Consider the following 22765-nt stretch of genomic DNA (forward strand, 5'->3'; position numbering starts at 1 on the left):
TTAAAATTCTATCTTTAATAATAGCTGAATGTTTCTGCCCGGTTCAGGGATCTCTAGATTTCTATAAAAACTGATGTGGTTATAGTATCTTTTGTTTAAAAGGTTATGTCCGGTAATATTGAGTTCTGAATTTAATCCGCTTATTTTAAATGGGACAGATATTGCTGAACCAAGCAGGATGTAACCGGGTGTGGTTTTCTCGTTTCTCGCGATGCGGTTTTGCGAAGATGCCACACGAGAGTTGAGAGATATTCGCAATGGCAGGTCATTGGTCGCACTTCTCACCAATCTGGTTAGCTCTATAAATCCATTGGCTGGCGGCGAAAAAGGCAGGGGGTAGGCAGCATTGTTCTCTTGTGCAATTTGTTGATTGTAGAGCCATTCGGCGTTTATTTCAATTTGCCATTCTGAATGGAACTCTTCAAAATAACTGAATTCCACTCCCGACATAATTGCTTCAGATTCTGAAAACCTGAAAATTTGTCCTGTGTGAGGAAGATGGCTCCACTCACCTGAGGGCCGCAGGAATATGTAGTTTGAAAAATGATAAAAATAGGGTGATACACTGATTTGGCGTGTATCGGTTTTATAATTTAGGGTGATGTCTGTAAAAAATCCTCTTTCCGGCGTAAGTAGCGGATCGCCCAGTTCGTGGCGAAAGGATCCGTGATGAACTCCATTGGCTCCTAATTCTATGGCCGTTGGTGCTCTGAAACTTTCTCCCAGATTCATGGACAGATTAAGACTCTGGGTTGCATTCCATGTAGCTCCAATCAACCAACTGTAGTTATTGAATTGTCTGTCGGTCTCGAAGGACCGCCTGGCATAAAAGTCCGCTGTTTCAGCATCTCTTCCCTGGTTAATCATGTATTGTTGCAATATGGGATCAAAATATCCTTCCGTTTTTAACGAGATTAAATCATATCTGATGCCGCCATTAAATTTCCACCTTCTGCCCGGCTCGTATTCATATTTTATGAACCCTCCGGCTGATGTTCTCTCATAGTCCGGTAGCAAAAAAGCATATCCATTAGTTTTATTTTTTTGCCATTGGGTTTGAATACCGGAGGTAATCGCGTGTATTGGTGTGAATCTATAATTCCATCTCCCGTTTGCACTATATGTGGTCAGATTAAAATCCAGTTCCAGATCGGGATTGGTTTGCGGTGGAGGCTGGTTTCCAAAATGGGTATGAAATTCGGCCCTTTCTTGCCTGTGGTTGTTTTGAACACCCAGATCCAGCATTAGACTGGAGTGGGGAGTGTGAATGGTTGTGTTAGATGTAATGGATAAATGTTCCACATTCTGATATGGCATATCTATGTTTCTTGAGTTGCCATCGTCCTCAACCCTCCTTAAATCCGGGATTCCATGTGCTCCGGGGAAAAAACCTGATTTTTGCCATACTCGTGTAGCTGTCATACTGGTTCTCCAAAATTCACCCAGATACCCGGTTTGAAAAAAGAGATTATAATCATGTCCGGCACTGTTTTTTAGTTTCCGGTTGTGAATTGGGATATTTCTGGTGAGATATACAATGGAATCCGTTGGAACGCGATAGTCGCCATATTCAATGAGAGTGATCCTGCTTTTAAAGAAAAGCCGGTTTTGTCGTCCCTGCAATAGGAGTGAACCACCCACAGTTTCATTTACAGTTTTCCCCAGAAGATGAAAAGAACCGCTGATTCCTTCTGTTGGTGGTCGACGGTTGGATATTTCAAGAATTCCTCCAATGGCGTCACTTCCATGCTCTAGTGACGCAGCTCCTTTTATTATTTCCACCTGCTCCGAAAGAAACGGATCAATTTCAAGACCATGATCGGCTCCCCACTGCTGACCTTCCTGCTTCAGACCATTATTAACCACCACAACCCGGTTGAATCCCATTCCCCTTATTACAGGTTTTGAAGCAGCAGCACCGATATCCATCGCGTTAAACCCGCTTTGGCGTTCAAGACTGCGCACCAATGTTCCATTAAACTGCCGCTCTAATTGGTCTGCATAAATAATATCCCTGTTAAGTCCCGGAGCTGTTTGCATGTTATTTCCCCTTACTTTAACCTCGTGGAGATGAATGTTGTCGGGTGTCAGCCTGATGCGCAGATGCTTGTGTTCATTAACCATCAGCAGCGTGTCGAAAGTTTCATAACCCATAAAGGATACAGACAATTGAATTTGACCGGCAGTAATTTGATTAAAGACAAAGCGTCCGTTGTCATCTGTTACACTCTGTTCTTTGTCTGTTTGAACATAGCTTCCGGGAACCGGCATGTTGTTTTCATCAAGAACAAGGCCTGCAATATGATACCTGTCTTGCGAGAATATGTGAACAGTTTGTAATGCAAAAAGAATGATTACGATTATACGCATATGCGTTTAAATATTAAAAGGATTAATCCATGAGATTATTTGGGTTGTTCAAAACCACACAGATTAGTGAATATGCCTAAAAAGTAGATTTTTTCTAAACTTCAGAACTGAATCAATCTCACCGACTTTATCTTTCAGAGAGATCCTACTCATTTCGGGCGTAAAGAGTAAGACACCTTTGGATAATTTCATATTTAACCAAGATATATGTTAATTGCTGAAGGCAATTAACCAAAACATGGTTGATTAAAACTAATGAGATAAGAAATTTATACTTTAGAAGGGGGTGGTGCTCTGAGTTGCTTGTGGAGTCCGGTAAAAGAATGATGTAGGGCAATATTTAATCCCGGAATAGGGGAATGTGGTAAGTTGACTATTGCTTGAGCAATACTTCTCTTTAATTCTGAGCAAAAGGTAAATTCATACTGACACACTAAACATGTTGAAACATCTTCGGCTTCGATCAGCCATAAATCACCATCATAATTTACTACAGCAGAAATTGAATTGTGATGTGGAATATGACAACAGGCATGACTTTCATGGCACTCTGCAAAGTGTTCCATTTTATGGAACGACTGAAACAGCATGGTAAAAAGCATTACCAATGCCGGAACAGGTGCCACATATGTTAACCATTTAGATCGCTTCATCACTTTTTTTGATTCTCAATATACAAAACTAATAAATAGGGGGGAATGTTTCGGCTTTTATTGTTTTTTAGCATTTGAAAATGATTTTGTGCAATCGTATTTTCGGTATTCATCTGTTTATTTCTTCCATTTGTCGAATTTGGGTTGGCTTAATCAGTTGTATAGCCTATTTTTAAACCATAATTCTTTAATTAATTATTATGGGTAGTTGTAAAGCATCCGGAAAATATGGTTTTGGCCTGGTAGTATTACTGGCTGGTTTGGTATTGTTGGGAGGTAATCTTGGATTGATTCCCGAACATGTTTATAATGTAATAATGCGCTGGCCAATGATACTGGTGGCCATATCATTGATCAGCTTTATTAATCGAGATTGGCTTGCCGGCCTAATTTTACTGACCATCGGTTCCTATTTTATGATGCCGCATCTTGTCGATGATTTTTCCATGAGGGAAATATGGAAATATTGGCCTGTTTTGTTGATTATAATTGGTGTCGCAATTTTAAGAGGCAAGCGAAAAAAAAACGCTCCTTTACACTATCACTCCAACAACGACGATTATATTGAAGAGATTACAATTTTTGGAGGAAATGTTACCCGAATTGACTCTAAAAACCTTAAGGGAGGGGAGATAACTTCAATATTTGGAGGAAGCGAGATTAATCTTATTGATGCAGAACTATCAGACGATGGCGCAACCATTGAGATGACGGCCATCTTTGGAGGAGTGAAACTGATCGTTCCCCGCCAATGGAATATAAAGATTGAGGTCACAAGTATTCTGGGAGGTTTTACCGATAAGCGCGTACCCGGAGGTGAAGGTGTTGATACCAGTAAAATATTGGTTATTAAAGGAGAAACAATATTCGGCGGAGGAGAGTTGGTGAGTTATTGATGCAAGGATATGACCTTATAAATCTTGTTGTGTATTCCAATAAATAATGGTTTAAATATATTAAGTTCTGGACATTGTTCCTGAATTTGTTCTGGCCATAGCAGATGGCCTGACTAGCTTGTTTATTGAATGGCTCATCGGAAACTTGTTCAATTGAGATGGTCATTCAATCCCAAAACATGTTGATCTGGTAGTTTTAATGATTTTTCTGAAGCAGCTAAGGAATTAAGATATACTGTAAATTAAAAGGATCAAAAAGGTGGCTAAACAAGAAATTTTAAAAGTAGAGGGATTACGAAAGCGCTTTAAAGATATAGACGCGGTCAATAAGATTTCCTTTTCTGTTGCAGAAGGAGATGTGTTTGCATTTTTAGGACCCAATGGTGCAGGTAAAACAACAACCATAAGAATTTTAATGGATATCATTCATGCCGATGAGGGCGCCATTAGCTGGAACCTAAAAGGGCAGGGAAATGGTTTTTCTATAGCATCCCTGCTGGGTTACCTTCCAGAAGAGCGGGGACTTTATCTGGATTTACCGGTAATTAATTCTCTGATTTATCTGGCCGGCATCAGAGGGATGCAGAAATCTAAAGCAAAGATTGCTGCCATGCATTGGCTCGAAAAGTTAGAGTTGGCTGATCGAGCAAATGAAAAGCTACAGGCGCTTTCCAAAGGAAATCAACAGAAAATTCAGTTTATTGCCTCAATATTGCATGAACCGGAATTTGTAATTCTGGATGAGCCTTTTTCGGGATTTGATCCTATTAATCAGGAGAAATTCATAGAGTTCATCAAAGAGATTAACTACAACGGCACAACAGTTCTGTTAAGTGCTCATCAAATGCCATTGGTTGAGAAAGTCGCCAACAAAGTATTTTTGATAAACGACGGATGTGAAATATATAATGGCTCATTGTCCGATATCTATAATAAATTTGGCGACAGGATGGTTATAGATCTGGCTTTTGAAGATCATGCACCATTAAACAAAGTCTCCGAAATTGAAGAAGTTGAGGATATTGAGTCTGTAGATGAAAAGCAGATAAAAGTAACTTTTATGCCCGGAACCAAGATGGAGCCCATCTTAAATAAATTATCCGGTTTTGCGGGAATTACAGAATTCAGGACTCAAAAATATACATTACATGATATTTTTCTTAATCTGGTTAAAAATCATCGTTCATGAATTATTGGTTACAATTAAAGACAGTTATGTTGTGGGAGTACCATCGTTTCTTTAAGATAAAGAATGAATTGATTGGTATTGTTATAATGCTTGTGTTTTTCGTGATAGGTTTTTTTGGAAGCAGTTATGCGTTTAAGGCATCTCAGGATAAATCTCCAATACATGTTGCGGAAGGCGTTGATGGAGAGCTGATTGAATTGTTAAGCGAAAACTTTGATGTGACAATTTTAGATGATCGGGAGCAGGAGACTTTTATTGCAGAGTTGCCTGAAAGAAAATCAGGATCGCTTTTAACTCAGGAGGGAGCAACATTTGAAGTTCACAGTTGGAGAAATTCCGGAAGGATAAAAGAGTTGCAAAGTTATCTGGATGAATACCGCAGCGGACTTGCCATGCGAGAAATAGATTTGCCAAAAGAGAGTTTGCAATATGTTTTAAAGCCTGCAACTGTTAAAGAGGTTTATTATTTCACAGCCGGAAGCAGGGAACGAAGGATCATGGCAATCTTTTTTTCGGGAATGATGGTGATGGCTGTTTTTATTAGTTTCGCATATCAGTTCACAGCTATTACAGGCGAAAAACAACTGCGAATTACAGAGCAGATTGTTTCAGCTATTCGGCCACAGGTCTGGATGGATGGGAAAATTTTGGGCATTACATTGACTGGATTCTCTTCTATCCTAATTTATACAATCATCAGTATTTTAGGTGGAATTATTTATTTTCAGATAACCGGCTCTCCGTTATCTAGCGTACTGGCATATTTGCATTTGCCTTCCATCCTGCTTTTTTTATCATTTACTGTGGTTGGGGTATTACTTTGGAATTCGGTTTTAGCCGCAATAGCTTCAATTATAACTGATCCCAATAACTCAGTCAAATCATCTTTAATGATTTTGCCTTCATTGTTTGTAGGAGCCTCATTTTTGCTTCTTTTAAATCCCGATAATCACGTAGCTGTTTTTCTGTCATGGTTTCCACTTTTTTCAGCTTCTGCAATGCCAATGCGTTTTGTGGTAACTGATGTTGCATGGTGGGAACTTATGGGATCGTTTATTTTTTTAGCGTTAGCTTTTTATTTTATAAGAAAACTTGCTGCCCGGATATTTCATGTTTCCATTTTGATAAATGGAAACGAACCAACATGGAAGGATGTTTTTCGCATGCTTAAAGAGTCCAAATAATCAGTATTATGCTGCACCCGGTTTTATCACATAAATATTCAGTATTCAGTCTGTTGCCTTTTTTGGTAATACATGCGCTGGTACCCGCAGCTCTTCTGTATTATTACGGCAACCTTAACTGGCAGGATGCATTTATTGATGGACTGGTTTATAGTGCTGTCATGGTGGTGGTGGGGTTCAGCTTATGGTATCCGATTGGCTATGGCGGCGGAGATAACTCGATTTCAGGGAGATTGGTAACCAATATTTTGGTTGGGGTTTTAAGTGTAATTGCCTGGATGTTGGTTTCAGGAATTGTAAGTCACATGCTTCTTGGCCACAATTCATATTATGTGTCGTTGGCTAAACAAATATTACCAATCCGCGCCTTATGGGGAATCGAACATTTTATGATGATTATGGTGATGTACCACTTTTTTGTGTTTTACCGCGACCTTGAGGAGAAACGTCTTCAGGAGGAGGTTTTAAAAAAACAGGTAAAGGAGTCTGAACTAAAATCGTTAAAATCCCAGTTGAATCCACATTTTCTGTTCAACAGCCTTAATTCGGTGAGTTCGCTTACCATTACAGAGCCGGAAAAGGCTCGACGCATGATAACCCAACTTTCGGATCTGCTTCGCTACTCGTTACGTAATAAACATACCGAATTAATTCCTGTATGTGATGAACTCCAAAATATACGTCGATATATGGATATTGAAAAGGTTCGGTTTGGCGACTTATTAATTTATGAGGAGGAAGTGTCAGAAAAATGTAATCAGTGCAGGTTGCCGGCAATGATTTTACAACCATTGCTGGAAAACTCCATAAAGCACGGATTATACGAAAGTCTTGATCCTGTTACGGTAAAGATTAAATGTGACTTTCAATATCCGAATCTGGAAATTTCAATTTCAAATAATTGCGATGCCACTTTACCTTCACCTAAAGGCGAAGGTATGGGACTTCGAAGTACAGCCAATATTCTTCGTAATATGTACAACCGGGAAGGTTTATTGAGAACAGAAAATGTCGGGGACGAATTTAGGGTTCACTTGATTATCCCACAAAACAGTTAAGTTATGGCAATAGATGGTTTTAAAGTTTTAATCATTGATGATGAACAACCTGCACGTCAATTGGTAAGGCTATATCTTAAAGATTTCAACGAAATTGAGATTGCGGGAGAATGCACCAACGGTTTTGATGCCATGAAAATGATTAAGGATATTAGCCCTGATTTAATATTTCTGGATATTCAGATGCCGAAAGTTAACGGGCTTGAATTGCTTGAGGTGCTTGAAAAAAGACCACAGGTAATTTTCACAACTGCATACGATGAGTTTGCTATCAAAGCTTTTGAATTAAATGCTGTAGACTACCTTTTAAAGCCATTTTCCAAAGAGAGGTTCGATTCTGCTGTAAAGAAAGCTATGGAGAGGGTAGGGAATAATTCTGAAACCATACAGGTCCCGGTTGAAAAGATCAGAGAAAACACTCCCGGACTTTTATCTCGAATTGTAGTGAAAAAAGGAAGTGGCATGGAAGTCATTCCAGTAAATGAGATAATTTTCCTTGAAGCACAGGAAGATTATGTGATGATTTATACAGCAAAAGGCCGCTTTATGAAAAACCAAACAATGAGTTACTATGAATCTCATCTGAATGAATCATCTTTTGTTCGAATTCATCGGTCATATATCGTCAACATCAGCAAGATATCCAGAATTGAGCCATATGATAAGGATTCATATGTTGCCGTGGTTAATCCCGATCACAAACTGCGAATCAGCCGATCGGGATACAAAAAACTCAGAGAGCAACTGGGAATTTAACACATGATTTCATTCCATTGTGTTTAAGATTTGTATTCAAATTGCCGCGTTGTACTCACCATTATGGCTATTCGCGTGTATGAGAGTTATTTGACTTCGTCGATCTGGCGATTCTCATATCTGGTTTCATTTGTTTTTTCCTACACAAAAATGCCCTTACAAATACTCCATTCACAAACATGGGCATTCTTATCCATGACCTTTTGGTAATGGATGATTGTTCTAATTTGGATACTTTACTTTTTTTTTGGGATCTAAAATGAGGGAGTGTAATTATCGTTATTTTTTACTTACGGTAACTGGATTTCTATCTTGTTGAATTATAGGTGTCTGCTTTTTTGGGGATAATTGATTACTATATTAAAGATTATCAATTGTACTGTATGATATTGTAATTTTATTATTTTTATGTATGTTTATGATATGACTTGTGTATAAATATTGTTTTGGTTGAAATTTGTGATAAAAATGGTTTTTAATATTATGGTTAAAGTGAAAGATAAAAAAAATATGATAATCAAATAAATTAATAGTAATGGTATTTTGGAAAAGTAAGCCCACAAATAAACACACATTATCAGATATAATGAGGGGGATGCAGCATTCTGTTAATACTGCACAGGAGATATTGGCAAAACACTACGTCAATTTAATGGAGAAGTTTTTTGATGATGAAGGCAAGCCTGTTACACGCACGGTTTATTTGCCAGATAACAGAAGTATTGATGTTCCTGTTATCTCATTAATGAACCAACATTCGCTTTACGTAGATGAACTCGAAATTGATTTTAAGGCACAGATTAATGGAGTGGCTTTAAAAAACTTAAAGGAAGGGAAAGAAGACCTGGATCGTGCAAGTTTTGCCATTGATTTCACCCCTAGTGATCGAAGTGATAACGCCGTGTCTGTTAAAATCAAGTTTAAATCCTGCCAAAAACCTGAAGGCGTATCGAGAATAGTGGATGAATTTGATAAGACTATTTTACCGGTTGAAGACTTGCCAGATGAGCCTGAAAGCGATGAAATTCTTACGGATAGCTAATGTTACTAACTGATTCACATTCAAAAATATCTTTAATCTTAAAACAAATATATTATGGGAAACAGCATTACAAAAAAGCTTGAGGGATTATCCATGGATGATCTTATTTCTGCACCATTGGTGGCAGCGTGCGAAGCTCAGTCTCAACTGGCTCAAACTGCGTACAAATATATGACTGAGATAGGTTTTCAGGAGGGAGATTTTTCGAAGCCAAATTTACTAAGTTTCACTCTTCAACGTCCGGTAGAAACCAGTGAAGGACTTAAAACTTCAAACGTTGAAGTTCAGGCTCCTTTTTTGGGATTGGTTCCAATACCCTCGCTTCTGATTGATGATGTGAAAGTTGATTTTCAAATGGAAGTTAATTCAGTTACCGCTTCATCAAATAAAAACGAGAAAGAAGCGTCAGCTGAAGCAAAAGGCAGTTTTAAGATGGGACTCTGGGGAAGAGCCAGCGTGAAAGTCAACGGAAAAGTAACCACTTCCAGAGAAAATACCCGCAGTACAAACCAAACTGCAAAATACCAAATAAGTGTATCGGCTAAACAACAACCACCCACTGAGGGGTTGAGCAGACTAATGGACATACTTGCCAGTTGCACAGCACCTATTTCTGAAAAGTAATTTAGCGATACTTTTTTTTTAATATTTCGAGCCTGATTTATTTATTGCCAGATAAATAGATCAGGCTTTACTCTTTTTTATGTAAATTTACTGAGTTAACGAGTGCTATTGTTTCAATTTAAAAGAATCCTATTTGGATTCTTTTCATGATTCAATCTTAAACTCAATTCAAACTGGATTTATTTTATCTGATTTTTATCTCGATATTATCTAAATTAACTCATTGAATTAAATAAGTTTATCATCATTTAATCTAATAAACATGATAGCATTAGCAATAATTGTAGTATTGGCTCTAATCGTTATATTGATTTATAATGGTTTAATTCGTAGGCGTAACGAAGTAGATAATGCCTATGGTGGCATGGATGTTCAGTTGAAGAAACGATATGATTTAATTCCAAATCTTGTTTCCACTGTGAAACAATACGTTTCGCATGAAAAAGAACTTTTGGAGAAAATTACGGAATTAAGAGCAAGAGCCGTCTCCGGTTCTTTAAACAATGATGAGAAGGTTGATTTGGACAATCAGATTTCCGGTACGTTAAAAGGAATTATGGTGGCAGTTGAAAACTACCCTGATTTAAAAGCAAATGAGAATTTCCTTAATCTGCAAAGAACCTTGAATGAGGTTGAGTCTCAAATTTCAGCAGCACGTCGTGCATACAATGCTGCGGTAACTGATTATAATAACGGAATTCAAACTTTCCCCGGAAACATGATGGCCGGAATGATGAAGATGGAGCGGAAAGAGGTATTTCTTATCCCTGAAGTTGAAAGGCAGAATGTAAACGTTAAAGATTTGTTTAATGGATAATACCCAAACCTCCGGGGTTGTAAGCCTTGAATCTCTTTACAACGAAAAAATAGAACCCCATTTGGTTGAATTAAAAGGACAAAGAGGAAAATTTCAGCAGGAAATTTTCAGAATGGTTTTGTCCGTCTTAGCCTTGGTTGTTTTTATACTGCTATTTAATCAGTCTGGGAGTGGATTGTTTCTGGTTCCGGTTATTGGCGTTATAGCTTTAATAATTGTTTTTGGAATCAGGGCAAATCAAAAAATGAAGTTATACCGCACGGCCTTTAAGGAGAAGGTCGTAGCCCGAATTGTTAAAACAATTAACCCTGAGTGGTTGTATCATGCCGATGGGATGATTTCGGAATCGGTTTACCGTACAAGTGATATTTTCCGACGAAGTTATGACAAGTACAGGGGAGATGATTTGGTAAGAGGGACTCTAGATAAAACTGATTTTGAATGCTCTGAACTTCACACACAATACCGGGAAGTTACAACTGATAGTAAAGGAAGAACCCGCACCCGCTGGGTAACCATCTTTAAAGGTCTGTTTTTTCATGCTGATTTCAATAAGGAATTCCATGGAAGAACCTATGTCTCGCCTGATTTTGCAGAACGTTTTCTGGGAAGAATCGGACGAAAATTTCAGAAAATATCCGGACCGGCTCCTTTGGTGGTGCTTGAGAATGTAGAATTTGAAAAGGAGTTTGTGGTGCATGCGACAGATCAGATTGAAGCACGATATATCTTAACTCCAACCATAATGGAGGCGATGTTAAACATCAGGAAAAACTACAACTGTAATGTGCATTTCTCGTTTATAGGATCGCGGGTATATTGTGCTCTGAGCATTAGAAAGAACCTTTTTGAACCAAAACTGTTTGGTTCAATAGTTGACTTACATGAAATTGAAAACATGTATCACCTTTTCCGTGTTAATGAAGTAATCATTCATGAACTCAACCTTAATACCCGGATCTGGACTAAAGATTAGGATTCTTTTTATAAATAAGTTGATGTAATCCGTTTATGATTTTTAAGCAATACATTTCCCGCATTTTGGCTCCGATTTTACTGGTTGTAATTATTACTACCTCTGTTTTGGCCGAAGATGACCTTGTGCAAAACAATAAGCAGGGCTGGGGATTTGGAGTGTTACCGGCCATTTCTTTCGATGCCGATTTGGGATTCCAATACGGCGGATTGGTTAATTTCTTCCATTATGGAGATGGAAGCAGATTTCCTGATTATGACCATTCTCTCTATTTTGAGATTTCCCGGTACACCGGAGGAAGTGGAGTGTTCCGCTTTTATTATGATTCAGACCGGCTTTTCGAAGGCTTGCGCGTTACCACCGATTTAACCTATATGCCTGAGCAAGCTTATGATTTCTACGGTTTTAACGGATATGAATCGGTTCTGAATAAAGATTGGGAGGACGATGGTTCTGCAAATTACAGATCACGTATGTTCTATAAGATGCAACACAATCTGTTTCGCTTTAAAACCGATGTTCAGGGCGGAATTGGAGATGGTTATTTCAGATGGATAGCAGGTGTTAACCTGTTGAATTTCGATATTGGTTCGGTGGATATTGACCGTTTGAATCGCAGACGAAGCGATGATGACCAGCTGCCTTCTTTGGAGGACCAGCCCGGACTATACGAGAGGTATCTGGATTGGGGAATCATTCCTGACAAGCATGCAACTGGTGGTTTTGTACCGGAAATAAAAGCCGGGATGGTTTACGATTCACGGGATAATCGACCCAACCCCATGAGAGGCATTTGGACTGAGGCGGTTGTGATGGGCGCACCGGAATTTTTGGGAGCAACATCAGGATTTTCAAAATTGGCAGTTACACACCGTCAGTATTTCACCATCATTCCCGAAGACTTGTCTTTCGCTTATCGTCTGGGGTGGCAGCAAACTCTTTCGGGCGATGTTCCATGGTATTATCAATCCCAAATTATTACATCGGTCATGGCCGGAGCTACATCTACAGGTTTAGGTGGTGTTCGAAGTTTGCGGGGCGTTCGTCGTAACCGAGTGGTGGGAGATGGAATGGTGTTTGGAAATTTTGAATTGAGGTGGAAACCACTCTATTTTAGTCTCTTTAATCAACAATTCTATTTGGGAGTGAACAGTTTTCTGGATGCCGGCAGAACCACATCAAAAATTGATGTGGAATCGCGACTTTCCGATTTTAGCGAGCCCATTGATGATTATTTTGATTTTGGCGCAGAATCACTGCATGTGAGTTATGGAATGGGAATACGCATTGCCATGAACCGCAATTTTATCATTGCGGTGGATTACGGACGTGCTGTTAATGAGCAGGATGGTGACTCCGGATTCTATGTTGGGTTGAATTATCTTTTTTAAAACAACCCCATGGCATTTCTTAATGATGCCTTAAACATCAAAACTCCTTTTTGTGGATTTGAAACCCGGTACCGCTGTTTTAAAATAGCTTCGGGCTTAGCAAACTTAATTTTGTGAAACAGATTCAGATAATATCTGTATGCAAGATAAACTCCCAGCCTGACTTGAGGTTTTAACCTGACGATGCCTTTAAAGGCCTCGTCGAAATCAGATTGAATCTCTTTTTCAATTTTTTGTTTCGCTTCAGGTGTAAAGTTGTTGAAATCAATGTCTTTAAAATAGATGCGTCCCTTATTTTGATAGTCATCCTGCGCATCGCGCAGGAAGTTTACTTTCTGAAAAGCCTCGCCAAGTTTTCGAGCCGGATAACGCAACGCATTGTATTCTTCGTCATCATTAACATAAAAAACCCGTAGGCACATCAATCCAACGACTTCGGCCGAGCCGTAAATGTATTTTTCCAAATCATTGCGGGTGTAGGTTTTGTAGTTAAGATCCATTTCCATGCTGTCGAGAAACGCTGTGATGAGGCCATAATCAATTTTGCACTCATTTACCGTGTGCTGGAAACTGTCCAGAATGGGGTTCAAGCTTATGCCACGCTCTATGGCTTTCCAGGTGTCATCACGGAATTCGTTTAAAAGTGTCTGCCGGTCGTGTTCCAGAAATGTATCAACAATTTCGTCGGCATATCTCACAAATCCGTAAATGCTGTAAATGTGATTGCGGTACTCTTTGTCCAACATGCGTACACCCAGCGAAAAGGATGTACTGTACAACCGCGTGGTGCTGATGCTGCACTTCAGATTATTTTTACGATAGATGTTCATAACGTTCTTCTTTAATGCTTTTGATTTAAGTCTTCTAATACCCGGGTGGTGGTCAGTTTACTGCTGATGACCGTCATGGGCAATCCGGTGCCGGGAATGGTGGACGCTCCAACGTAATAGAGGTTTTTCAACTCTTCATCCTTGTTGGATGGCCTGAACCAGCCAATTTGATTCATGTCATGCGCCAGGCCAAGTCCGCTTCCTTTGTAAAGATTAAACATGCTTTCCCAATGCTCGGGAGAGAGTATGGTTTTACTCACAATCATCTCATTCAGGTTGTATCCGCTTCTTCGTGACAAATCCTCGATGATGTTTTGTGCTATCTCTTCGCGGTCGTTCCAGTCGGGCTTAAAGCGTAAATCGGGCGACGGGCAAAGAATAAACAGACTCTCGTGACCTTCGGGTGCATATTCAGGATTGTTTTTTGATGGCACATTTACATAGTAATACGGCTTTTGAAACGATACCCGGTTTTTGAATACCCCTTTGGCGTATTCATCAAAATTGTTACCTAAAAAATAGTTATGATGTTGGAGATTGTCAAGTTTTCCTTTGATACCAAGATATATGGTGAGTGGCGCCATGGTCCACTTCTTTTTATTAAGTTTTGATTCACTGTATTTTGGCCGTTTTAGAATTTGGCCACGAAACGATGCGGCATCGGCGTTTATCACAAATATATCGGCATCCCAATGTTTTCCGGAACTGTCGGTAATTGATTTCAGGGTGCTGTTTTCATAAACAGCACCCGTTATTTCTGTATTGTAATGGAATTTTACCCCTTTTTCTTTCAAAATTTTCTCCAGACTCTCCACTATTTTATACATCCCGCCTTTCACGTTGTGATAACCATCGTGCTTCATCTCAACATAATTAAGCAAGGAAAAAACGGCAGGTGTATCAAAGGGAGTTGCACCCAAAAAGAACCCAACCAGAGAAAATACCATGCGCGCTTCTTTGCTTTCAAAGCTGTCGCACAACTCTTTCCACATTGTTTTAAACAACAAAGGAGTGTGTTTCAGGGGAACTTTTGTTATTTGCAAAAGATAATCAGGCAACGAGTTGAAGTTGCGATGAACGATGCGGTTAACCGTATCGTTATAAAGACTTTCGGTTTTTAGAAGGTGAGCCTCCATCTTTGCTTTAAAGTCCGGCTCGAAAAGTTCAAATTGCGCAGAAAGCTTGTCCAAATCCTTATAAATTGTAAAGGTTTGGTCTATTCCGTCAATGTTCACAGTAAACAGAGGTTCCAGCTCAATGAATTCAAATGGATAATCAATACCGCAACTTTGCACCAGTTCATCAAATTCGTAACTCATGCTGAAAAATGTCGGGCCTAAGTCAAATTTGAAACCATCTTTCTCCAGCATGTTGAGGCGACCTCCGGCTTGATGGTGTTTCTCCAAAATGGTGACATCAAAACCTTTTGAAGCCAGCCGCAGAGCGGTGGCTAAACCACCAAGTCCGGCACCTGCTATGATTATCTTTTTTTGGGACATTTGTTTAGCTTTATTTCTGCAAATTAGATAATGTTTTTGATGATTGCACTATATTTACTGTTATTAAACCATTTTTCGGTTTGTTTTGTTTAATGAAGTAAGAAAAATTATTAAACAGAAGTAAAAAATACTTGATTTGAGTAAAAAAACAGCCATAATAATTGGTGCCGGAATTGGTGGAATTGCTTCAGCCTTAAGGCTTGCAGCAAAGGGGTATGATGTTTCTGTTCTGGAGAAAAATTCTGAGGCTGGCGGAAAAATGGCTCAATTTTCCCAAGAGGGATACCGTTTCGACATGGGCCCCTCGCTTTTTACCTTACCACATTTGGTGGAGGAGCTTTTTGCTCTTTTTGGAAAGCGAATGGAGGACTATTTGGGGGTGGTTGAATTACCAATGACCTGCAACTATTTTTTTCCTGATGGGAAAAAGATAAAAGCATGGAGCGACCGTGAGAAATTTCTTGATGAGGTTCAAAATTCAGGCGTTACCCGACAGGTTGTTGAGGAGTACCTTGAAAAGCAATCTTTTCTTTATACGCACACGGCTGATTTTTTCCTGTTCAATTCCATTCATAAACCTTCTACCTTTGTTGGCGATGCCGGAAAAAAAAGCTTAAAAGCATTGCATAAACTGGATGTTTTTACATCCATGCATCAGCGAAATCAAAAAACCTTTGGTGAGAGCCACCTGGTTAGGTTGTTCGACAGGTACGCCACTTACAATGGGAGCGACCCGTACCGGGCTCCGGCAACTTTGAACATGATTGCGCATCTGGAGCATAATACAGGAGCCTGGTTTCCGAAAAATGGCATGTATGGCATTTTAAATGCCTTAAAGAAACTTGCTGAAGAAGAGAGTGTCCGATTCCTTTTTAATACAGAAGTTACCGGTTTGGTAACTTCCGGAAGAGAAGTTACCGGAGTTAGAACAGGTGATTGTATTTATCCTGCATCGGTTGTTGTAAACAATACGGATATCACCTTATTCTATAGGGACATTATGCCAAACAGGCAAAAGTTGCGAAAATTGATGAAAAGGGAGAGGTCATCATCGGCTCTCATATTTTATTGGGGCATGAAAATGAAATCTGAACTGGATGTACATAACATCCTTTTCAGTAACGATTACGAGGCAGAGTTCAGAGGCTTATTTAAAACCAAATTGTTTGCCGACGATTTAACTGTTTACATATTTATCAGTAAAAAAGTAGTATCGAATGATGCACCTGATGGATGCGAAAATTGGTTCGTGATGGTCAATGCACCTGAAAATGTTGGCCAGGATTGGGAAGAAGAGACAACCCGCGCCAGAGAGTTGATTATTTCAAAAATTAACAGCATGTTGAATCTGGATGTTGAGAAAAAAATTGAATTTGAGCAGATAATTACTCCTGAAGATATTGAAGAGCGAACAGGGTCTGTGCATGGTTCACTGTATGGTCACAGCAGTAATTCACCTATGGCTGCTTTTTTAAGACATCCTAATTTCAGCAGGAAGTATAAAAATCTCTATTTTACCGGCGGAAGTGTTCATCCCGGAGGAGGAATTCCATTGTGTCTTGCATCGGCTAAGATTGTGGATGGGATGATTGATGATTAGTTTAAACGCAAAGGTGCGAAGCAACCTATATGTAATGGATGTCTCCGCCTTTGAAAAATGCCGTTAATAATAACAATTTGGTAGGCGTGAAAATATGCGTTGTTTGAGCGTAGCGAGTTCGCAGATTTTAGCCTGCCAAATTGTTATTTAGGCAATTTTTCAGCAGCGGCGGCATTTTTTGCTTACTTTTTTTGCTGTTGTGGAGCGAAGCGGATCACGCAATACCTTTAAAAGATTAACACAACATGAGTAGAAAAAGTAAGAGCCCGTGCGGCTTGAGCACTTATTTTAGAGTAAAAATTTTTCTTTGATTGCTAATGTTTTTTATATAAAAATAAGATATCATGAGTTTTATTGTCAATTATTGCAAAAACCTTACCGAGAAAGAGGTTAAGAAGTTTTTAATTATTTACTATACCGTGGGGGTGGCAGGTTTTCTGGTACCTTATACCCGGCCAATTTTTGAGGCATTGATTCCTCTGTCGGTGATGTTGAATATCTTTCTGATTCTATTGTTTCACAAAACTTACAATAAAACAGAGATTGCAGTATTTTCTTTTATATTTCTTTTTACCATTGCAGTGGAAGCCATTGGAACGAAAACCGGGATGCTGTTTGGAAGTTATTTTTACGGACCAAACCTTGGGTGGAAAGTCTTTGATACCCCCATACTCATAGGAGCTAACTGGTTGGTTCTGGCTTATGGAGCAACTGCTATTGTGCGTCAGTATCCGGCATTACGAAAGTGGGTGCCATTCTCCGCAGCAGCGCTCATGGTTTTGTTTGATTTCATTATGGAACCCGTAGCTATGAAAACCGGAATGTGGGATTGGGCAGGTGGTGTGGTGCCAATGCAAAATTACTTTATGTGGTTTGTGGTGTCGGTTATTGTGGTAGGACTCTTTGAATTATTCAATGTAAAAACCGTTAAGCCGGTAGCCATACGTCTGTTTCTGGTACAGATGGTGTTCTTTTTGGTGTTGAATGTTTTTTTATAGATGATTGTTAGCGGTCAGGCTAAAAGACGACACAATGCAAATGATATGGCACCAAAAGATATATTACAAAGATGGATTGACGCATTTAACAAGGCGGACTTAGAAACAATTTCAGGTTTGTATGCTGATAATGCAGTCAACCATCAAGTTGCAAACGACCCTGTTGTTGGCAAATTTGCAATCAAGGAAATGTTTAAAGGAGAATTTGAAACAGCCGAAATGACCTGTATCCCTGAAAACATTTTTGAAGACGGGGAATGGGCAATTTTAGAATGGAGAGACCCAAACGGACTACGTGGGTGTGGATTTTTCCAGATTAAAAACAATAAGATTATATTTCAACGCGGTTATTGGGATAAACTGTCGTTTTTAAAATTACATAAATTGCCGATTGAATAAAGGTATGAAAGGTAAAATTATCTATCTTCTAATTGGACAAAAAGGAAGCGGGAAATCCTTCATTGGAACTCTTATGGAAAAAGAGTTTGGGATAAAATTCATTCGAGTGGAAGAATGGGCTAAGAGAATCAAGAAAGATAGAAATGTTGATAACGAAGCATACTTAAAACAAGTATTTGAAGAAATTGAAAATGGGGTTCGAGACAGCTTAAATGATAAGGATATAATTGTATTCGAGTCCACAGGACTGACTGAATACTTTGATATAATGCTTGAGAGTTTGAGAAGGGATTTTAAAGTAACAACAATTGGTGTTTATGCAGACAGAACAACTTGTTCAAAGAGAGTTAAATCCAGAGACCAAGAGATACATATAAACTTTTCAGATGACCAAGTTTTAATGATTAATGAAAAGGTAAGAGAAAGAAATTTTGAAACTGACTTTTCAATAATCAATGAAGATAAATCAGAGAAAGAGCTTATCAATTAAATTGCCAAAGATATTGAGCAGTCGATTGACAAATAAGACTGAAATAAGAGACCAAACCGCTAACAGCGTGTATGTAGCAATAGCTGGTGAAGTGATAAATTTAAGGTCTGTGCTTTTTATAAATTTTGTGCAAACGGATAGGAAAGTGCTTCTAATCCGCTACTCTACATACAAGCAAAACGTTGTAGAGACAGTCTCAAAATTGAAATCTATAACTCTTCTAATCTTGTCATTTAATATTCTAACAACCTGATTTATGATTAAAGCTTGCCACCACTGGTTATACGACACTTTTTTTAATTTTTACATTCATCGTATTCTTAAAAAGGATTTTCATTCCATAAACATATATGGTGAATGGGATGCGGCAGGCGACAACAGCCAATTAATCATAGGAAACCATGTGAGTTGGTGGGACGGATTTTGGGTTTATTATCTGAACAAAAGATTGTTGAAAAAGCAGTTTCATGCCATGATGCTTGAAGAGGAGCTCAAAGCCCGCAGGTTTTTGAGTAAAATAGGTTGTTTTTCTGTTCATCCGGGTAAACGTTCCGTTGTTGAAAGCCTGAATTATGCCGTTGAACTGTTGCAGGAGCCCGGAAATCTTGTTTTGCTGTATCCTCAGGGAAGGATAGCTTCTTTCTCGGCAGGCGTTTTGCCATTTGAGCCGGGCATCGAATACATTGCGAAGAAATCCGGAATAAAACAGGTCTTGTTTTATGTGGCGTTGGTGGATTATTTTTCAAATCGGAAACCGGTATTGAGTTTGTATTTGGGAAAGGGAGAATGGAATGAATCGACAGAAACCTCAATTGAAAACCAATTTGCAGAGTTTTATTCCGATGCTAAATTAAAACAGTCAAAATGTGCGTTTTGAAAAAAACATTTCCGGTTAGATATACCGATAGGGGTGTGGTAATGGGATTAAGACTGGCTTTAGGATATCGGTTTTAACCCGGTGTTTGACGAACGGTGTTTTAATGTTGATAAAACACAATAATTGTTTGACTAACGAAACCTTCAACCCTATTCAGCGTATAAAAATTACCAATTTAAACCACGCTGAAAATGAAGAGGATGAACTATTGGATACCCCGGTTTTGTGCCTTTTTGGCTGTGATTTTATTATCTACAGTGTTGCAGGCCACAAATAAAAAAGATAAATGTGTTGAGTGTTTCTCCACAGAAATAATCTCCATAGAGCAAACAGATGATTGTGTAACCATATCTCTGGAAATTCATGCAGATAAAACCTGCAAGTTTGCACTTTCACATTTTGTGGTAGCCATTCCATGCGGTACTGTATCCGAAGCATGGAACAGCGGTGGTTGGAAAATGGAGTACATCATCACCGACCCCACAACGGGTGTACGTGGCTTAAAAGTGGACGATATCAAGGGAATTGGAGAGAAAAGAAAGCCCCGGTCATTCATCCTCACATATACAGTTTGTGGAGACGCTGAATGTCTGGAAACAATCCTGAATGGTTTTCAGGTCTCTTATAAAGCAGCATGGTGTGTATATTATGAAGAAATCATTCCCGATATTATTGATGAAACGGTTGAACTGGATGCTCAAATCTCAGCGACAGATGTCAGTTGTTACGGAGCATCTGATGGCTCCGTGTTGGTTGAAGTTTCCGGTGGAGAATTACCCTACAGTTATTTATGGGAAAATGGTGCTGAGACAGCCGTTTTGGAAAATGTTCCGGCAGGTCATTATTCAGTTTTGATTACAGATGCCGCCGGTAATTCCATTGAGCTTTCTCAGGAGGTAACTCAGCCTTCCCTCATTAATATTTCAGCTTCTTACCTACCGGCCACATGCACTGAAGCCGACGGACAGATTGAACTGAATGTTACCGGAGGAACCGGGGATTTCCAGTTCCAATGGAGTAATGGAGCCGAAAGTGCAAATATTTATAATCTGGAAGCGGGGAGTTACACTGTAACGGTTACGGATGAAGCGGGGTGTACTGTTTCACGTTCCTACTATGTGAACAGCCAGTCGCCCATTCAAATTACGGGAGTCACCAATCGCCCTGCTTGTCACGAATCCAATGCCGGAACCATCGATATCAATGTCACAGGTGGCACCGAGCCATATAGTTTTCAATGGTCGAATGGCGCTACAACGCAGAATCTGAGCGGACTAAGAACCGGATCTTACCGCGTGACGGTAACCGATGCCGAAGGTTGTACTCAGACTCGCTCTTTTATGATAACCAGAGAAGTGTTTTACACCTCAGTGCAGGTTACCCACGCCGATTGTCAGGGGGAAGGCGGCTCTGCCGTTCTCATCCCAAATAATGGAACAGCACCTTATACCGCAAGTTGGAGTACCGGTGATACGGGTTTGGAAGTTGAAAACCTTTCTGCCGGTCAGTATTCTGTATTGGTTACAGATGCAAATGGCTGTCAAATATCACAACAGGTAAATATTCAGGCGGATAATGCCGTGCAGTTGAATGTGGCGTTGAGTTCTCTGTCCTGTGATGCCAGCGGATCCGTTACGGTTGATTTGTCAGCCGAAGGGGGAGAGGCTCCTTACCAATTTTACCTCAATGGAGAATTAACAGACTCTCATTTCACGATTGACGCCGATGGAAATTACCTGATATCCGTCACCGACCAGAAGGGGTGTACCGCAAGTGAAAACATCTCAGTCAACCTTTCGGAGCAGGCACTGAACCTGAATGTTGAGGTGATCCAACCCGACTGTTTTAATCCACAATCGGGTGTTGCCAAGCTCCTTGTAACCGGCGGAACTGAACCATATACCATATATTGGAATGGAACTGAAGAAGCCGTACTTGAGAAAAACCTTTCTTCGGGATCTTATGAAATTCATGTGGTGGATGCCATGGGTTGTGAGGCTTTTTCGTCTTTTGTTATAGATGAGATAACAATGCCCGAGGTAAATATTTTGTCTTCTAATAATCCTGAATGTGAAAGTATTGATAATTGGCTTTATGCCGAAGTGAGTAATGTTGAAGGGTATGAATGGATGATCGATTCGGAATCATCCGGATGGGTGATTACAGATTATACTGCAACTACGTTGCAGTATATTGCAGGAACCGGAAGTGCTGTAATCAGCTTAATGGTTACTTCGCCCAACGGGTGTGAAGCTTTCGATTCCATCGAGTTAACATGTTCCACTGATGATGCCGGGAACGATGATGACCCGGGAACACCCGGTGATGGTGACAATTCTGACTCAGACGGAGACGAACCCGGTGATGGAGGAAATCCCGATGATAATGGAGATGATACTGGAGACCAGCCTGATTCCGGGTGCATGACGGGCTGCATTTGGTTGGATAAAGTAATAATTACTGATTCATATAAGAACTGTGAGAAGTATGAATTAACTTTTGTTACCGATGGTAGTTGTCGATACGATTTATCTCATTTGGTGATTGATTTGGATGGATATACAGCATACAAAGTTTCCAATTCTCGGAATTGGAAACAGGAAATCAATCTCACAGACCCAAAATCGGGTTTAAATGGAATTAAAATTGACGTAATAAAGGGCTTTGGAAAAACTGCCGGCGACAGCTTTACCGTATCATTTAAACTTTGTGATGCCACAGAGTTCTATTCAGGTTTATTTTTGGTGGCATTCAAAGCCGGAAGATGTCTTGAAATTGTTGAACTCAGCTCAGAAGTTAATACGGTAAACGCAGGGTATCTTCAAATGATAACCTATCCAAATCCTTCGGCTGACGACACTTGGTTTGAGTTTGAATCCAAAGTTGACACCCATGGAAAACTAATCATTTATAACCAGGCAGGTGTTCCGGTAGAAACCATTTTTGATGGTAAAATGCGTAAAGGTGTTGTCTATCGAACTAAATTCAGCGGCAATGGCAACGATAAAATTTTATTCTATCAAATGGTTACAGGTCACGATAAAAAGGATGGAAAATTGTTGAGGATAGTTAATTAATACGGGATTAGCAGCCCAAGCAATCGCTCTTAAAAGAAT

General features: G+C 39.5%; 20 protein-coding genes. 16 read left to right on the forward strand and 4 right to left on the reverse strand.

Annotated features, from left to right (window positions below):
- Together B5X70_RS03885 and B5X70_RS03890 are read right to left on the reverse strand one after the other, a co-directional pair.
- A complete protein-coding gene (locus B5X70_RS03885) occupies nucleotides 1-2370 on the reverse strand; it encodes a TonB-dependent receptor (protein WP_079556570.1) in 2370 nt (789 codons plus the stop codon).
- Nucleotides 2371-2639: 269 nt separating this feature from the next.
- Complete coding sequence (locus B5X70_RS03890) at nucleotides 2640-3023, reverse strand: hypothetical protein (RefSeq protein ID WP_079556571.1); 384 nt, start codon at nucleotides 3021-3023, stop codon at nucleotides 2640-2642.
- 200 nt (nucleotides 3024-3223) lie between these two features.
- On the opposite strand from B5X70_RS03890, the gene B5X70_RS03895 reads away from it, so the two are divergent.
- The 10 genes from B5X70_RS03895 to omp85 all read left to right on the forward strand — a co-directional run bounded on the left by B5X70_RS03895 (nucleotide 3224) and on the right by omp85 (nucleotide 12956).
- Nucleotides 3224-3919 (forward strand): LiaI-LiaF-like domain-containing protein, encoded by a 696-nt coding sequence (locus B5X70_RS03895; RefSeq protein ID WP_079556572.1) that lies wholly within the window; start codon nucleotides 3224-3226, stop codon nucleotides 3917-3919.
- 259 nt (nucleotides 3920-4178) lie between these two features.
- The gene (locus B5X70_RS03900; protein WP_079556573.1) at nucleotides 4179-5108 is read left to right on the forward strand and encodes an ABC transporter ATP-binding protein; all 930 of its coding nucleotides are present in this window, start codon (nucleotides 4179-4181) and stop codon (nucleotides 5106-5108) included.
- Complete coding sequence (locus tag B5X70_RS03905) at nucleotides 5105-6292, forward strand: ABC transporter permease (protein ID WP_079556574.1); 1188 nt, start codon at nucleotides 5105-5107, stop codon at nucleotides 6290-6292. The genes B5X70_RS03900 and B5X70_RS03905 overlap by 4 nt, the downstream gene beginning before the upstream one ends.
- Before the next feature lie 8 nt (nucleotides 6293-6300).
- Nucleotides 6301-7350, forward strand: coding sequence for a sensor histidine kinase (locus B5X70_RS03910; RefSeq protein ID WP_079556575.1), 1050 nt, complete (start codon nucleotides 6301-6303; stop codon nucleotides 7348-7350).
- 3 nt (nucleotides 7351-7353) lie between these two features.
- Entirely contained in the window at nucleotides 7354-8106 is a 753-nt protein-coding gene (locus B5X70_RS03915) for a LytR/AlgR family response regulator transcription factor (protein ID WP_079556576.1), read from the forward strand.
- 586 nt (nucleotides 8107-8692) lie between these two features.
- Complete coding sequence (locus B5X70_RS03920; protein ID WP_262481299.1) at nucleotides 8693-9148, forward strand: DUF2589 domain-containing protein; 456 nt, start codon at nucleotides 8693-8695, stop codon at nucleotides 9146-9148.
- Nucleotides 9149-9202: 54 nt separating this feature from the next.
- Nucleotides 9203-9772: a DUF2589 domain-containing protein gene (locus tag B5X70_RS03925; protein WP_079556578.1), complete on the forward strand. Its 570-nt coding sequence runs from the start codon at nucleotides 9203-9205 to the stop codon at nucleotides 9770-9772.
- Nucleotides 9773-10034: 262 nt separating this feature from the next.
- The gene (locus B5X70_RS03930) at nucleotides 10035-10589 is read left to right on the forward strand and encodes a LemA family protein (protein WP_079556579.1); all 555 of its coding nucleotides are present in this window, start codon (nucleotides 10035-10037) and stop codon (nucleotides 10587-10589) included.
- A complete protein-coding gene (locus B5X70_RS03935; protein ID WP_079556580.1) occupies nucleotides 10582-11565 on the forward strand; it encodes a DUF3137 domain-containing protein in 984 nt (327 codons plus the stop codon). The genes B5X70_RS03930 and B5X70_RS03935 overlap by 8 nt, the downstream gene beginning before the upstream one ends.
- Nucleotides 11566-11600: 35 nt before the next feature.
- The gene (omp85, locus tag B5X70_RS03940; RefSeq protein WP_079556581.1) at nucleotides 11601-12956 is read left to right on the forward strand and encodes an Omp85 family outer membrane protein; all 1356 of its coding nucleotides are present in this window, start codon (nucleotides 11601-11603) and stop codon (nucleotides 12954-12956) included.
- Here omp85 and B5X70_RS03945 read toward each other — a convergent pair.
- Together B5X70_RS03945 and B5X70_RS03950 are read right to left on the reverse strand one after the other, a co-directional pair.
- Nucleotides 12953-13786, reverse strand: a complete 834-nt coding sequence (locus tag B5X70_RS03945; protein ID WP_079556582.1) for a phytoene/squalene synthase family protein — start codon at nucleotides 13784-13786, stop codon at nucleotides 12953-12955. The genes omp85 and B5X70_RS03945 overlap by 4 nt on opposite strands.
- 11 nt (nucleotides 13787-13797) lie before the next feature.
- Nucleotides 13798-15285 (reverse strand): phytoene desaturase family protein, encoded by a 1488-nt coding sequence (locus B5X70_RS03950; protein WP_079556583.1) that lies wholly within the window; start codon nucleotides 15283-15285, stop codon nucleotides 13798-13800.
- 136 nt (nucleotides 15286-15421) lie between these two features.
- On the opposite strand from B5X70_RS03950, the gene crtD reads away from it, so the two are divergent.
- The 6 genes from crtD (at nucleotide 15422) to B5X70_RS03985 (ending at nucleotide 22726) form a co-directional block, all read left to right on the forward strand.
- A complete protein-coding gene (gene crtD / locus B5X70_RS03955) occupies nucleotides 15422-16885 on the forward strand; it encodes a 1-hydroxycarotenoid 3,4-desaturase CrtD (RefSeq protein WP_079556584.1) in 1464 nt (487 codons plus the stop codon).
- Between the two features lie 344 nt (nucleotides 16886-17229).
- Nucleotides 17230-17883: a carotenoid biosynthesis protein gene (locus B5X70_RS03960; protein WP_079556585.1), complete on the forward strand. Its 654-nt coding sequence runs from the start codon at nucleotides 17230-17232 to the stop codon at nucleotides 17881-17883.
- 45 nt (nucleotides 17884-17928) lie between these two features.
- Nucleotides 17929-18282 (forward strand): nuclear transport factor 2 family protein, encoded by a 354-nt coding sequence (locus B5X70_RS03965; RefSeq protein WP_079556683.1) that lies wholly within the window; start codon nucleotides 17929-17931, stop codon nucleotides 18280-18282.
- 4 nt (nucleotides 18283-18286) lie between these two features.
- Nucleotides 18287-18772, forward strand: coding sequence for a P-loop nucleotide/nucleoside kinase family protein (locus B5X70_RS03970; RefSeq protein ID WP_079556586.1), 486 nt, complete (start codon nucleotides 18287-18289; stop codon nucleotides 18770-18772).
- 256 nt (nucleotides 18773-19028) lie between these two features.
- Entirely contained in the window at nucleotides 19029-19649 is a 621-nt protein-coding gene (locus tag B5X70_RS03980; RefSeq protein ID WP_079556588.1) for a lysophospholipid acyltransferase family protein, read from the forward strand.
- Nucleotides 19650-19840: 191 nt separating this feature from the next.
- Nucleotides 19841-22726 carry a SprB repeat-containing protein gene (locus tag B5X70_RS03985; protein ID WP_079556589.1) on the forward strand — a complete coding sequence of 962 codons (2886 nt, stop codon included), beginning with the start codon at nucleotides 19841-19843 and terminating at the stop codon, nucleotides 22724-22726.
- The last annotated feature ends 39 nt before the right edge of the window (nucleotides 22727-22765 follow it).

The organism is Alkalitalea saponilacus (genome assembly GCF_900168165.1).
Classification (GTDB): Bacteria; Bacteroidota; Bacteroidia; order Bacteroidales; family Marinilabiliaceae; genus Natronoflexus; species Natronoflexus saponilacus.